Below are 14,876 nucleotides of genomic sequence, written 5' to 3'. Positions count from 1 at the left end.
ACAACATCTGTGAAATTGGATATGTATAAAAAACATCAGTTCGGCGGAATTGGGCAGTCCAGAATCCACAGGAACCAAAAAATCGCTACAGTCAGACATCAGATGAGACGTAAAAAAACCGACGCCTTCGAAAAGACGCCGGTTTGATATTTCAGACACACTGTTAGTGAAACAGGCGAATCAGCTTAGTTCACTTTCAGCAGTTCGATGTCGAAGATGAGGACTTCGTTGGGTCCGATATCAGGTCCCGATCCCCGCTCGCCGTAGGCCAGATCACTGGGAATGAAGAGCTGCCATTTGTCGCCTTCTTTCATCAGCTGCAGTGCTTCGGTCCAGCCACCGATCACCCGGTTGACGGGGAATGTTGCTGGCTGCTTCCGTTTGTAGGAGCTGTCGAATTCGGTGCCGTCGATCAGGGTGCCCCGATAGTGAGTCGTCACTTCATCGGTCAATTTAGGAGTTTTCCCTGAACCGGATTTGATGACCTTATACTGCAGACCACTCTTAGTGGTTTTGACGCCCTCTTTTTTGGCGTTGTCTGCCAGGAATTTCTTGCCTTTGGCAACGTTTGCCTCGGCTTCTTTCTGCATTTTGGTCTGAGCGTCTTTCTGCAGCTGCTGCTGGAATGCGAGCAGGGTGGCCCGAATTTCGTCTTCGGTCATCTGTGGTTTCTGTTTGGTCATGGCATCCATGATGCCTTTTGCCAGAACCTGGGGATCCAGATCCAGGTTATCCCGCATGAGATTCTGACCGAGATTGTATCCAATACCGTAGCTGACTTTCTGCTTCTGATCTTTCAGCTGGGATTTTTCATTTTGAGCTTGCGCCAGAGACGCGCATCCGAAGAACGCAATACAGAGACAGGCAGTAAGATGCCATTTTGACATGAGTAAAACCTTTCGGTGAATAGTGAAAACGAAGATTTACAGGAGAGACCATACGGGTCGGCGAGATTCCGGACACTCGCGAAATGCGCCCGGAATTAGCAGGGGTGTATTGCATGGTGTCCTCTCGCAGAGAGGAACTTGGACGAAAACAGATTCTCAATTATAGGAGAGGCGCCCCGGAAGTGTCTACAATAAAGCATCCTCGACCTGAAAAACAGGGGTTTCTCTCGTACTTCTCCGTTCAAATCAATCCAGGAGTCTAGCTCACGACTTTCTGGAAACGGGTCACCGCTTCGTTGATATTATCCCGGCTGTTGAAAGCACTTAACCGGAAGTAACCTTCTCCGGAGGCACCAAAGCCGCTGCCCGGCGTTCCCACGAGGTGTGCTTTCTGGAGCAGTTCATCGAAAAAGTCCCAGCTCGTTGAATCGCCGGGGGTCTTGAGCCAGACATAAGGGGCGTTGACGCCACCATAGACCGAGATGCCTACCGCTTCCAGACCTTCACGTAACAAACGTGCATTCTCGAGATAGAAGGAAATCAGTCCCTGGATCTGCTCTTTACCAGCATCAGAGTAAGCTGCTTCCGCACCTCGCTGGATGATGTAAGAAACGCCGTTGAATTTCGTGCAATGACGGCGGTTCCAGAGTGGATGAATATCGGCAGTTTCTCCGGTCGATGTTTTCCCTTTCAATGACTTCGGGACGACGGTGAACGCACAACGGGTTCCAGTGAAGCCGGCGTTCTTACTGAAGCTGCGGAATTCGATCGCGACATCCCGGGCGCCTTCGATTTCATAAATCGAGTGCGGAATTTCCGGATCGGTAATGAATGCTTCATAGGCAGCATCGAACAGAATGATCGAGCCGTTTTCTTTGGCGTAATCAACCCACTTCTTGAGTGTTTCGCGGGTGGCGACGGTTCCGGTCGGATTGTTGGGATAGCAGAGGTAGATCAGATCGACGGGAGATTCGGGCAGTTCTGCCACGAAGTCGTTTTCTGCCGTCACGGGCAGATAGGTCAGACCTGCATAACGTCCGCTGTCATCAGCGGCTCCGGTGCGGCCGGTCATCACGTTGGTATCGACATAGACGGGATAGACGGGATCCGTCACCGCGACCCTATTGTCGGCACCGAAGATGTCGAGGATGTTCCCCGTGTCACACTTGGAACCGTCGGAGACGAAAATCTCATCTGCAGCGACATCGATGCCCCGAGAGTGAAAATCATTTTTGGCAATCGCTTCCCGCAGGAAGCCGTAACCCTGCTCGGGACCGTAGCCATGGAATGTTGTGGGGTCACCCATTTCGTCGACGGCTTTGTGCATGGCTTCACGAATGGCGGCGGGCAGGGGTTCGGTCACATCGCCGATGCCCAGCTTGATCACGGCTGCATCCGGGTTTTCTTCGCAGAATTTATTGACGCGACGTCCGATTTCTGGAAAGAGATAACCCGCCTTGAGCTTCAGGTAGTGATCGTTAATCAAAGCCATGTTTACGCCTCAAATGTTCAAATGGTCCAAGTGAATCTGGTGTTAAGCTTGATGCAAGCTGGTTTTCAATTTAGGAAACGCCGTTGTATTTTGAATTTGCCCGAATTGCAACCGAGGCACTCAGGATAGACCCTGTTTCTTGCAAAAGGTTCTCTCAGTCCGCCTGTGCGACCGGGCGGGGCAGGGTATTCAACCAGAAACGATCTCTCTGGGCGTCGATCTCTTTTAAGCCTGTGTATTCACTGACTTTACGTTTGCCCGTCCAGCGGTCTGCTGCGCCTTCGAACAGAATCCGAATGCGTGGCGTTTCCTCCGCTGCGGGTGCCTGCTGGTCCAGCATGCGCCCCACTCCAATGGCGACCCCTAACTGAAAGCGAGCCTGCGGATAGAGGGGCGCACCAAGTTCCGCCAGCGACCAGCGTTCTACCCGAACCCGGCACCAGGTGCTCAAAGGCTGGGGCGGATCGACAAAAGGCTGCAGGGCAGCAGGGAGTTCTGCGCGGGCCTGCTCATCAATCAACAGGACCACACGATCATGACGACTGGCATACAGTCCCCAGGCGGGCCAGTGATCAAAGTAGCCGGTCGGTTCTAACAGCGGCGCCATGATGGCGAGCCAGACCAGCAGCAGGGGAACGCGTTCGATGCCCGGCACGCGCGCGGGGGCCAGCCGCTCTGCCTGGAGCTGTGCATCGTCTTTGACGGCGCGGGGACGATCCAGGGTCGGATTCCGCGTGAACAGCAGCAGATCCTGGATGATGAAATAGACGTTCCAGATCAACACACCCTGGTAATGATTCAAACCCCAGGGACCGATCGCCAGCATCAGACAGACATGCATCCCGATGGCTGCGACGAGCGCCGGCTTTCGGGTACGCCGGAAAAACAGACCGGCGGCGACCAGCAGCTCTCCCACGGGAAACGTCGCGGCTATCCAGCCCAGCGTTTCCGGAGACCAGAAGGCCGTCGAGATTCTGATAGACGAAAAGAGCCCTTCAGCGAGCTGACGACCCAGCGTCTGTACAAAACTGGCGTCGCATTTGGAGAGTGCCGAATAGACGTAGATACTGATCACGAACAGGCGCAGCAACCGAATTGCCCGAGACGGGGTGAGCGATGTCAGCAGCAACAGGCCCAGTGCAAACTGGTAGGTCCAGGGTTGCAGGCGATGCTGATCGAAGAGCACTGAAACCGCATACGCGAGGAGAAACAACAGGCCACAAATCCGCTGCCGGTTCACGCCGGGCTCCGGAGCCGGCTTGCGCAGACAGAGGGGCACGACAGAAAACAGCAACAGACACCCCGCGGTGGACAGCATGATCGTCAGTGTCAACCAGTCGATGCCTGCGGGGAGTGCGGAAACCCATTCGAACAGTGGAATCTGGGGAAACCGCGTCTGTGGTGTCCAGAGCTGCCAGGTCGTCCCCAGCAGCAGTAGTGCGAAGAATGCCAGGTTGGTTTTGAGTAATCGAAGCTGGAGCGTCTCACGAGACATGGATGAATTCACCGTTTTTTGACTCATTATAGCGACTGTCGGTGAATATACCGCGCCGGGAACAGGGCAATCAGAGAGAATGAACGGCTATTCCATCGAGCAGAGCACCGTACCTTCCAGAGCCTTTTCTGCCACGACGACTTCCACTTTGGTTCCCGGCTTATAAGCTTCTTTACGAACAATCGCCAGAGCCACGACGGGATACTTGCCGTAAGATTTTGCGGCAGAAGTGATCTTGCCGACTTCTTTCTGATTGTCTTTCACTGTCGCCATAACCGGAGTTCCGGGAGCGGGTACCCCGTCGCCCTCAAGGGCAATGATTCTCAGTTCCTGGTTGACGTGCCCCAGCGAATCGATGCGCGCGATCGGTTCCTGTCCCAGGTAGCAGCCTTTCTTGAAGGAGATGGCCTGACTGGTACGCCCTGCTTCCTGTGCCAGGTTTTCATCGGTCAGATCGATACCAGAGAGAGGAAAGCAACTTTCAATTCGCAGCGCTTCGAATGCTTCCTGACCGGCGGGCTTTGCACCGGCTTCAATCAGCTGCTGCCAGAACGCGACGATTTTTTCGTGGAGCAGACAACAGAGATACCCGGGCTGACCGAACCAGTCGACGCGGCGCACGGTGAGCTCGGCTTCACTGTCGGTCACCCGCTGCTGCTGATTCACTGCGAGTGCTGCAATATCAAGTTTACTCAGGATGTGACCTGCCTCGGGACCGGTCAGATAGAGACAGCCGAATTCCGGCGAACGGACGATCTGTTCGACGTTTTCCATAATAATGTAACGATCCAGGTGCTCGGTGAGAGCCGCACTTTGACCGGGCGCGAGATCCAGCCAGAGTGAATCCCCCTGGTTAAACACCGTGATGTACCCCAGGATGCGACTCTGTACGTTGGTGACAAAGGCTTCACAACCCTGGTCGACGGGCAGGTTCTTGATATCATTCGTGCAAAAATTATGCAGAAACTTCTGGCAGTCAGTCCCCTTGAGTTCGACCTGCTCGCGATCACTTAAATCAAAGAGCACCGCCGACTCATGTCCGGCCTGATACTCCTGTTGGGGATCTCCGTAGTGTGCCGGGTAAGGATACGCATGGTCCTTATCGGGAAAATGAGCACCTGCTGCTTCCTGGACGAGCTGAAAATGATTTAAGGGCATCTGATTATCCCATCGTGATGGAGAGTAGCGCGCTGTCACCCCAAATGATCTCTGTCATTTGGAAACCAGCGCTGCTTGACACTCGGATTGTCTATGTTGTACGTCGTTGATTGGTTGAGGCGGGTTCTCTAATAAATGCCCGCCTGTTTCCATTTTAATTCTCAGACGCTGTTTTCCAAGGTGTGCAGCCCGTTTTTAAACGGAACGATGGCGAATCGACGAAGCTCGGCTGATGTGCGCGGATTTTGACGGATGCGGAAAAAACAGGTGGAATCAGAAATGTGAAGACGGCTTCAGTCGATCTTTTCTATTTTGAGATCGTCGACCTTGAGTGTTCCCGTGCCTCCGTTCAAACCTAATTGAATCACGGCTTCGCGAGCCTGGGGTGGCACGTTGATGGTCTTTTTCACCTGGTGCCAGTCGCGGCTGCCAATCCAGGGTCCGAGGTAGGCCTGCCCGATATTGCGACGGATCTTATCATAAAAATGAATGATCAGTCCGGGCTTCTGATAAGCCTTGGTTCCCTGTGCCGTATTCAGATAGCCGACCTGCATGCTGATTTCGAGACTCTTGATTTTGGAGCCGTCGATCGCCATCCCCTGCAGAATCTGAGAGAGCTGATCGCGGACGTCATTTTCAAACTGCAGATAGGATTTGCCTTCGGGTGCCTCATCCGTCATGCGTGAGACGCGGCGCTGATAGTGCCAGTTATCGACTTTCTGATCCTGGTTGGCATCAACTTCAAACGTGCCGTTGACGATTTCCGGATGCAGGGGATCCGGTTTGACTTCCCGATTGTCTTCCGAGCGTCCCGTCATAGGGACGAACAAGGTGGGAATCAGGCGTTTGTGTTTGAGCTGTCCCTTTTCTTTCTGGAACAGATGAAACACCTGCTGATACCGTTCACCGAGGGGAATCAGCAGTGTGCCCCCCTCTTTAAGCTGATCGATCAGCGGCTGGGGAACCTTTTCCGGCGAGCAGGTCACGATGATCTTGTCGAAAGGTGCCTCTTCCGGCCAGCCGAGATAACCATCGCCAATCCGAGTGTGTACGTTGTCGTAACCGAGTTGTTTGAGTCGGACCGCCGCCTTCTTGCCGAGACCCTCGACGATTTCAATCGTGTAGACATCCTTGACCAGTCCGGCGAGGACTGCTGCCTGGAATCCGCTCCCGGTACCAATTTCGAGTACCTTGTCGGTCGGCTGAGGATCGATGGTTTCGGTCATGTAGGCGACGATATAAGGGGGGGAAATCGTCTGTTTGTAGCCGATGGGGAGCGCCAGATCCTGGTAGGCCAGATGTTTGAGGTTCGAACTGACAAACTCGTGGCGGGGCACTTGACGCATGGATGAGAGCACGCGCTGGTTTTTGATGCCTTCGCCTTCAATGTAACGCGTGACCATCTCGTTACGCTGGTTGCGGAAATATTCGTTGTTTTGCGAAAACGCGGGCTGGCAGAGCCCCAGCAGAGCGGTCAGGAAAAGCAGACTGAGCACATTTTTATTCAATCGCTGCATGAAATCTTCCTCTGGTCAGCGGAGAGGTTTAAATGGTGTTTATTTGTATGATAGTGATGAAATTATAGCAGTTTGGGGTATTTCACGTTAATGGCGATTTTTGATTTCAAAGCAGGATTGGACAGATTGGTTTATGATTTTCTGATTTCTATCCACACAATCAACAGAATCCGCTATCATCCGGCAGTGTGATAAACTTTTCAGGATTCTTAAGTGAATGGACTCCCGGAACATGCGACCGTTTTTCGTTGTACTGAGTATTGGATGTCTGTGGTGCCTGCCTGGATTGCAGGGCTGTAGTAGTGGTGATGCCTCCTCGAAAGCTGAGACGGCTCAAGCAGCTGTCAGCGAGGAATCAGAAAACACCGCTGAAGCTGCGCCAGAACCGGCTCTAGCAGAATCGAAGACCGTCAGTGTCGGTGAACCCGTCGATCCTCAGGCTGAAGTCAAAGAGGCTTTCGAAAAGTTGCTCGCGATCCGTACTGAACCCGATCCCGATGAATGGCAGGCCGCCGACAAAAAACTGGCCGCCTTCGGTAAGACGGCCGTTCCCACACTGACCGAAGGGCTTTCCCACACCGATCCGGGTGCACGCGAACTGGCCAGCATGTATCTGGCAAGCCTGGGACCTGACGCGGAAGCAGCGGCCCCCGCTCTGGTGGAAGTTCTGTCGGATGAATCCCCCTTCACGCAGGTCAATGCTGCTTCAACCCTGACGCATTTTCCCAAACACCGCGACAAGGCAATTCCGGTTCTGATCGAGCTGACCCGGCACAGTGATCCCAATACGCGACTGACGGCCGTCTATTCGCTGGGAAATCTGGAAGAACATTCCACCGCGCAGGTAGAGGCCATCCAGGCGGCTTTGAATGATGAGAACAGCGACGTCCAGCTGGCGGCCATCAAAGTTCTGGGTCAGATGGGGCAGCCGGCTAAAGCCTCGCTGACCGAACTTCAATCGCTGATCGATAATCAGAATACCAGCGACGATCTCCGTGAAGCAGCAGTGGCTTCTAAAGATCAGATCGAACAGGCGCAGAAATAAGCGCAGCGGCAGCCACTCTTTCTACTGACTATTAAGCTTTCGACAACGCTCCCGGCCTGTCTCGCGCGCCGGTTGTAGCGGTTCCCGCAGTTGTAACACCTCAATAAGCGGGGATCTTCCCGGGAACTGCCTCGAGGCTGAGGATTTTCAGAGATCTTTTTTAATTCTGTTTGACTCCCGGGAAAGCTGACCTACTTTTACTGGCAGAGAGGGGTCAACAATCCTCTCGCCAACATGCGAACATCATTTTCCTCCGCTTCTTCATCGAAGCGAGGATCTACAGCGCGGCAAGGAAAGCTGGGAGCTTTGAGGGGACCTTGCCGCGCTTTTTATCTTAAACCATCTGTCTGGATGGTGCTGGATATCCAGGTTGCTTTTGCTGCTTTGTGAAAGAACGAACGGCAAATTCGATCGGCACCCTCAGGCGGACTGTTATGGAAAAAGGTCATGGCAACCAGAAACAGGTTGCAGCGATCTCGCCGCACCGGAATCACACTTGTAGAATCGTTAGTCTCTGTGACCATCACAGTGATTGCCGGTACTGCTCTGTTCTCAGCCATCGGTGCTTCTCTGGGAGCCAGTTATTCGGCCCTGAATTCCAACATCGGCGCAGGTCTGGCAGATCAACTGCTGGAAGAGATGTCCGCCGTTCGATTCCCGACTTCCAGTGATTCCCGTCCCACCGCGACCGGAAACCGCAGTCAATTCAATGATCTGGATGACTATCATAAATGGTCTTCCACACCGCCAGAGAATAAGACCGGTTATGCACTGGGTAACGAACCACTGACTGTTCTCAGCGCCTACCCGATTGCCCGTCCCACACTGCTGAAACCCGACAGCGATTTTTTACAGCGACTCACGCGCGAAGTCACCGTGGAAAAAATTCGCCTGAACAGCAGTTCGGAATGGGAAGTAACAACCAGCGACACCGATTATCGTCGCGTGACCGTCACCATCAAACTGGCGATGCAGGCCGGTGCTCCCAAACAGACCATTAAGGAAACCACACGTATTTTCAGCTATGTACCACTTTCACCCTGATCAACGCGAGACAAAAACACGCCGTGCGAGTGGCCGCCATTCGGACTGTGTTCGCTGCTGCGCGGGCACTGCTTTACGCGCGCGGGGTTTTACACTTGTGGAACTGCTGATGGCCATGTCGATCTCGGCAATTCTGGTCATGGCACTCGCGGGAATCGTCACCGCCACGCAATCCGCCTGGAGACACACGCAGGGAATAGAAGATTCGCAGGCCGAAATCAACGCATCCTTCGACCGGATGCGGATGATGATCTCGCAGGCAGGCATTTACCAGGTAAATGGACAGGCTCCCGAAGTGGGGTTGGCAGTCGTGACCCGCGCCTGGAATTACATCGATGTCCCGGACATTCTGGTGGTCTGGTCCGGTGGACGGAACGGGGGAATCAGCCAGAATGGAACCTTAAACCGGCTGCCCCGGATGAACGAAATTTTGATTTACACTTCGGATCCCGCAGACGCGCATCAGTTTGTCGAAATCGCGTTGCCCGATTCTTCGGCGGAGATCGACTTTAACAGTTCTGCTTTCGACAACACGATTCGCACAGCGATCCAATCCAGCCAGGCGGAGAAGGCGCTTCTGAGCAAGCGGCTGAAGAACAGTCAGTACCTGCTCTCGGGAAGCCCGTGGGGACCAACGGCGTCGAATCTGATTTTCACGATTACCCGTACCCCCGATGATGCAAGTCTGCAGGCTACGACTCCTGGTACGAGTGCCTGGATGAATCTTCCCTGGCCGCAGGGCACCGTGAGTGCCACCAGCGGACTGCGTCAGGTGACCGTGAATTATGAAATCCAGTTTGAGACCGCAGAACAGAACACGTTAACCGACATCAACTCGGAAACCGCATTACCGTTTTTTGGATCCAGTTCGAGGTTGTATGCGTACACACCATAAACTCCTGAAGGCCTGCCTGCGACAACATGGCTCGGTGCATCAGCGCTGCCATGACCGCTCAAAGTGCGCGCCGCGATCTGGAGTTTCGCTGATCCTGGTGATGTTCGCCTTGAGCATGTCGCTGGTCTTAACATACTCATTCATTCAGACACAAAGCGTACAGACTCAAATCTCCGCTAATGGATCACGTCGCGACCTGGCACGGAATGCAGCACGGGCCGGCATTTCAGATGCCCTTAATCGACTGAATTCACTTGACTGGCAAGGCGTCAGCGATCAGTACGAGCGACCGTTTCAAGCGGACGCGGATGGCGATTGCAGTTATGCGGTTTCTTTCGCAGCTGTTGGTAATTCGCTCAGTTCGGTACTCGAACTCAATGTCTCTTCGCGGGGAACCTGGACTTCAGCCGCCGATTCCAACATGAAATCAGAACACGAGATTACTGCCCGGGTTCGGCTGGTACCGCGACTTCAGGGACGGACGATTCTGCCGGGCGACTCTGCGGTGGCTTCTGACCAGATCAACAATGACGGCGACTTCGATCGTGTCACAGACTATGTGCTCTTCGCAGAGCAGGGTTACACATCACTCAACTTCGATCCGGCTACTCGCTTCGACGGGAACATCTGGATCTACGACCAATACAACATGTTCAACGATCCGGCCTGGGGTTCAACGGTCCGGGATACCTATCTGCAGGATGTGGGGAACCGGTTTGTTGCGTTTCCCGAGGGTGCGACCAGCCTGTCCGACGCCCGGATCTCCACGCCCCACCCGATTGCGGGGAATGTCACTTTTTATAACTACCCGAATTACGCGGTCCGCGATGATCTGTCTGACCTGAAAGTGAGCTGGTCGACGACAGGCGAGCGATTGACCATTCCCAGCACCGATTATGCCGCTTTCTCCTCTTACCGACTGTATGAAGGGGGTCCTCTATATCAGGCTGAACGGTTGGGTTCGACTCTTTACAACCGGACATTGCAACCGACGGCTGATAACCCTCTGGGCATCTATTATCGTTCGGGAAATCTAAGCGTGTATGACAGCGTGACCATTCAGGGGACGCTCGTCTGTACGGGGAAAATCTACTTTTATGGCAAACAAATCCACCTGACCGCCTTCAACTGGAAAGACGATAGCGGGGACGCCATCGTGACGGATTCTCAACTCTGGCCCCAGTTACCCAGCGTGGTCGCCAATAACATTGAGTTCGGACGTGAGACGCAGACCACCGTCGAAGGTGCCATCGTCTGTCAGGGTAGTGTGAAAGGAGGCGGCGGCTCGCTCAGCTATCCATCCGCACTCAATCTCAGTCTGAGTGGCACGGCGACAGCGGCTCCCCAAGGTCAACCTTACAGCACAATTCAGTTGCAGGAATACAAAATTCTCAGCAGCCTGACATCGAACAGCGACTATGCGATCTGGCTGGAAACGACAGGTACGGGGAACACGGGCACGACGGGCAGCTGGTATCCCATCGTTGGCTTTGATCACGGTCAGCAGCAGTTAACGGTTCGGGGGCAAATCGAACAGTCCACCCCCACCTCTTATCGCATTGAACGACACAAACGCAACCTGATTCAAATCCGCGGACCGGTCTGTGCAGAAACTTTTGATTTCAACCGGATCAACGAATGGGTGCTGTACAGCTCTCTCTGGAACGACCGGCTCAGCAACTGGAATTATACGAATAATCTGAGACGCATTCTGGGAATGAGCGACATCGGTTTCAGTGAATGGCTGGAGTACCCGGGTAACTTTGCCGGGTGGGACAGTTACTACCAGACCTACGGAATCAGCCTCGAACCAACGTTGCAGATCCAAAACCTGGTCGAACGGGAATATCGCTGGGAGCCTCCGCTGTTTCAACCCTACAACGGCGGCGATGCCAACCCGGAACTCGCCGGTTATCGCTGGTCACTGATTGACTGGAATGAAACGAACTAAACGACAGAACCATGATTAACAGCCGACACCAACCAACCTGGCGACACAGCAGAGGGGTCTGCAGCATGCAGTGCACCCGACCGCGGAGCCTGCACACTTTGCAGAATCAATGTGGACGTTCGGGGTTCACGCTGGTTGAACTGTTGATTGTGGTCGTACTGATTTCGATTCTGGCTTCGGTCTCCCTGCTTTCCATTGACTCGAGTACATCACACTCCCTGGAGACCACAGCGCGGATGCTGGTGGCTGACCTGCGGCTGGCCCGAAATCATGCGATTCAGTTCAACACCGAATACACGGTGGAATTCGATCTCAATACGCAGACATACGAAATCGTACACAGTGGGGCAGGTACCGCACCTGTGCCGGAAAACAGTCTGGCAGGGTCATCCGCGGACAAAACGAAATACATTCAATCCGTACAGAAAGATACATTGAATCTGCCTGATCGGGTCGTCATCAGCCAGATCTATCTGAAGACCTCTGACACCGAAGTACGCGACCTGGCTTTCGGAGCGATGGGAGGCACCGGGCCGGGACGCAGCGAAGATACCATGATTGTCATCTCCACGACCCGCAACGGGACCACCTTTTCCATCCCGATTACGGTCTCCTGGATTACAGGCCAGGCGTGGGCGGATGAAATACAGACCAACTGAAACTAGAGAAATACCTGATAATAGACAGAATCAATCAACATGATTTCCTTACCTCGTTCACAATATACACCCATCGGTTTGCAGCTGGGGCCCAGTTCGGCCACGCTGGTGCAGTTGACCGGCCCGAAACAGAATCGGGTTGTGCATGCGATTGCCCAGGAGCAGTTCGACCTGGATGACCGACTCACTGCCGACGAACGCGATACAAAGATCGCCGCTGAACTGCGGCGGATTCTGGTTGACCATCATTTCAAAGGCCGCCGGGTGATCAGCTGCCTGGGTTCGCAGGAGCTGTTCATTCAAAACGTGAGACTGCCTCAACTGCCGACCGAAGAAATCGCGAAAGTGGTCGCCTGGGAGGCGGAAGAACGTCTGCCTTACCCGGTTGCCGAAGCGGAAATCCGTCATCTGCCTGCAGGACAGGTTCGACAGGAATCAAACACCAAGCAGGAAGTGATCCTGCTGGCCTGTCACAACGGAATTCTGGAGCGGCATTTGAATCTGCTGGAACAGGCGGAACTGACTGCAGAGGCGATTGACGTTGAGCCATCGGCCACGCTGCGTTGTTTTCATGATGAGAAACGCGAGTTGCAACTGAACTCGGTGAGCTGTTATCTGAATTTTGGTGACGCCGCCACCACCGTGATATTCGCCGATCAGCAGAACGTACTGTTTCTGAAATACATTATGCAGGGGAGTAACCACCTGGACCGGGCTGTGGCTGACAATCTGGATCTGCCGCTGACCGAGGCGATTCGTCTGCGAAAGATCGTAACCAATTCTCCGACGCTGGATGCCAGTGATGAGCTGCACCGGTCGGTGATTGATTCGATCCGCTCACTACTGGAATCGATCAGCACAGAAGTGGAGAACTGCCTGCGATATTACAAAGTGACTTTCCGCGGAAAGAAACTGGAACAACTGGTGGTGACGGGTAACGAATCGAGTCCGTGGCTGATCGACTTTCTTTCCGAGCGACTGAATACGGACTGCCGGATGGGCAACCCGTTCGAGCGTCTGAAGAGCTGGCCGACATCCACTTCGATTCTGGAACGACCTGGCAGATGGAGTACCGCCATGGGACTGGCCATGAAAGAAAGTTCCGAGAAATAACACTTGTATCAGAAAACCTCTGAGACGAACCATTTTCAAACAAGATAGATATCAGCGAATCCGAGAGCCGGATTTGCCAGCAACCCGTTAAGGGCGAGATCATGATACCTGAAATTGATTTTTTACCTGCCAGTTATCGCGAAGTGCGACGTCGACACCGGAACCGGATCTGGCGTCGTTCGATTGTTGTCATCTTCCTCACGCTGGTGACCTTAAGCACCGTGCGACAGCGGGAAATTCAGCACGAACTGCAGACGAAAAAGGAGACGCTGGAAAAGCACATCCAGCAGATGCATGAGCAATTGCAGGACCCTGCACGGCTGACGCAGCAGATTGAGCTTTCCGACCTGCGGGCCGATCTGCTGGCAGGGTTGCTATTGGATGAATCACCGGCACAGCTGCTGGCGATCACCAGCCATGCGCTGCCCGAATATGTCTCATTAAACGAGTTTCAATTTCTGTTTGAAAAAGTGGCGGGTAAAGAAAAGCCGACGAATGTCAAACAGAAAAAAACACCAGAGAACGTGGTTCCTGAAAAGCTGGATCTCGAGAAGCTGAAACAGCATCGGACGGACGAACAACTGGTGCTGCTGGTGCAGGGGATCGCCCCTGACCACCTTTCGATCTCCGGTTATATGTCAAATCTGGATCGACTGGGCGTGTTTAAAGCCATTGATCTGATTCAATCCAACGAAACGATGTTCGAAGGAGAAACGATGCGGCAGTTCCGACTTCGTATCGTGGTGAAAGCACCAGGCATGTTTCTTCCCCCACTCGATCACCGGTTGACCGCCGGCCTGGATCAGTCTTTGACAGGAGGTTATGGCCATGAATGAAAAATTACGACGCGACAGCCTGATCACCATCATCAGCCTGGCGGTAGTGGTCGCTTTGTTTACCTTTGTGATCTACCTGCCGGGGCTTAAGAGCAAGCAGCAGCTCAATAAACAGATTGCCTCCATCCAGGAAGAGATCCGCGCGATTCCCACCAAGGTTGAACAGCTGGAACTACTGCAGAAGGAATTGCAGCAGCGCGAGGCGTTCATCAATCGCATGAAAACACATATCCCGACGGATAAAGATACACACCGGGTTCTGCAGCGGGTGGCACAGCTGGCAAATAGTTCCTCGCTGACGGTTTCTTCTCTGAACCCTGGTGAGCCTGTGCCTTATGCGACCTATCTGAGGCAGCCTTTCACCGTCAATATAAGCGGACCTTACAAGGGGCTGATCCAGTTTCTGAATGGACTGGATACCGATAGTCGGCTGTTTACCGTCTCAAATCTCATGCTCACTAGTCAAAATAGCGAAAACAAGCAGTTTGTTAAAGGAACCATCGAACTGTCAGTTTACGTATTACGCGACACACAGAGTGATTTTTCCGATTTTAAGGAAAATAGGGTCAGCCAGTCCTTTCTTACGACCGATAAAAGATAAAGAGACACTCCCCTTCAAGCTATCCCTGAGGTGAACTTCGAAAACAGGCGTTCTCGCTTATGAACCGAAATTAGATCCGTTTCCCTTCTTGCAGTCATCTATTCCAGATGTGGTGAACTACACGTGAAATCGTTCAGCCAACAATTTGTACACGATTTGAAGGTCAGCTGGCAGAAAACCCTG

At 53.4% G+C, this 14,876-nt stretch carries 13 protein-coding genes; 8 read left to right on the top strand and 5 right to left on the bottom strand.

Features of this window, described 5'->3' with window-relative positions:
• Positions 1–185: 185 nt before the first annotated feature.
• The 5 genes from bamJ to RID21_RS08255 all read right to left on the bottom strand — a co-directional run bounded on the left by bamJ (position 186) and on the right by RID21_RS08255 (position 6,549).
• Entirely contained in the window at positions 186–887 is a 702-nt protein-coding gene (gene bamJ / locus RID21_RS08275; protein WP_145193577.1) for a BamJ family beta-barrel-assembly machinery protein, read from the bottom strand.
• Between the two features lie 259 nt (positions 888–1,146).
• Entirely contained in the window at positions 1,147–2,379 is a 1,233-nt protein-coding gene (locus RID21_RS08270) for an LL-diaminopimelate aminotransferase (protein WP_350188175.1), read from the bottom strand.
• 154 nt (positions 2,380–2,533) lie between these two features.
• Positions 2,534–3,874 carry a hypothetical protein gene (locus RID21_RS08265; RefSeq protein WP_350188174.1) on the bottom strand — a complete coding sequence of 447 codons (1,341 nt, stop codon included), beginning with the start codon at positions 3,872–3,874 and terminating at the stop codon, positions 2,534–2,536.
• Between the two features lie 87 nt (positions 3,875–3,961).
• Positions 3,962–5,032, bottom strand: coding sequence for a CAF17-like 4Fe-4S cluster assembly/insertion protein YgfZ (gene ygfZ / locus RID21_RS08260; protein WP_350188173.1), 1,071 nt, complete (start codon positions 5,030–5,032; stop codon positions 3,962–3,964).
• Between the two features lie 293 nt (positions 5,033–5,325).
• Positions 5,326–6,549, bottom strand: a complete 1,224-nt coding sequence (locus RID21_RS08255) for a protein-L-isoaspartate(D-aspartate) O-methyltransferase (RefSeq protein WP_350188172.1) — start codon at positions 6,547–6,549, stop codon at positions 5,326–5,328.
• A gap of 217 nt (positions 6,550–6,766) precedes the next feature.
• On the opposite strand from RID21_RS08255, the gene RID21_RS08250 reads away from it, so the two are divergent.
• The 8 genes from RID21_RS08250 to RID21_RS08215 all read left to right on the top strand — a co-directional run bounded on the left by RID21_RS08250 (position 6,767) and on the right by RID21_RS08215 (position 14,693).
• On the top strand, positions 6,767–7,594 hold the full coding sequence (locus RID21_RS08250; protein ID WP_350188171.1) for a HEAT repeat domain-containing protein: 828 nt from the start codon (positions 6,767–6,769) through the stop codon (positions 7,592–7,594).
• 447 nt (positions 7,595–8,041) lie between these two features.
• A complete protein-coding gene (locus tag RID21_RS08245; RefSeq protein WP_350188170.1) occupies positions 8,042–8,638 on the top strand; it encodes a type IV pilus modification PilV family protein in 597 nt (198 codons plus the stop codon).
• Positions 8,619–9,533, top strand: coding sequence for a prepilin-type N-terminal cleavage/methylation domain-containing protein (locus RID21_RS08240; protein WP_350188169.1), 915 nt, complete (start codon positions 8,619–8,621; stop codon positions 9,531–9,533). Before RID21_RS08245 ends, RID21_RS08240 begins: the two co-directional genes overlap by 20 nt.
• Positions 9,517–11,484, top strand: coding sequence for a hypothetical protein (locus tag RID21_RS08235; RefSeq protein WP_350188168.1), 1,968 nt, complete (start codon positions 9,517–9,519; stop codon positions 11,482–11,484). Before RID21_RS08240 ends, RID21_RS08235 begins: the two co-directional genes overlap by 17 nt.
• Positions 11,485–11,549: 65 nt before the next feature.
• Entirely contained in the window at positions 11,550–12,143 is a 594-nt protein-coding gene (locus RID21_RS08230) for a pilus assembly FimT family protein (protein WP_350188167.1), read from the top strand.
• Between the two features lie 39 nt (positions 12,144–12,182).
• Positions 12,183–13,256, top strand: a complete 1,074-nt coding sequence (pilM, locus tag RID21_RS08225) for a pilus assembly protein PilM (protein WP_350188166.1) — start codon at positions 12,183–12,185, stop codon at positions 13,254–13,256.
• Between the two features lie 101 nt (positions 13,257–13,357).
• A complete protein-coding gene (locus RID21_RS08220; protein WP_350188165.1) occupies positions 13,358–14,092 on the top strand; it encodes a PilN domain-containing protein in 735 nt (244 codons plus the stop codon).
• Positions 14,085–14,693, top strand: coding sequence for a type IV pilus inner membrane component PilO (locus RID21_RS08215; RefSeq protein ID WP_350188164.1), 609 nt, complete (start codon positions 14,085–14,087; stop codon positions 14,691–14,693). The genes RID21_RS08220 and RID21_RS08215 overlap by 8 nt, the downstream gene beginning before the upstream one ends.
• Positions 14,694–14,876 lie beyond the last annotated feature (183 nt).

Source organism: Gimesia sp. (genome assembly GCF_040219335.1).
In the GTDB taxonomy this organism is placed as follows: domain Bacteria; phylum Planctomycetota; class Planctomycetia; order Planctomycetales; family Planctomycetaceae; genus Gimesia.
This window is presented reverse-complemented; position numbering and strand designations above follow the sequence as displayed.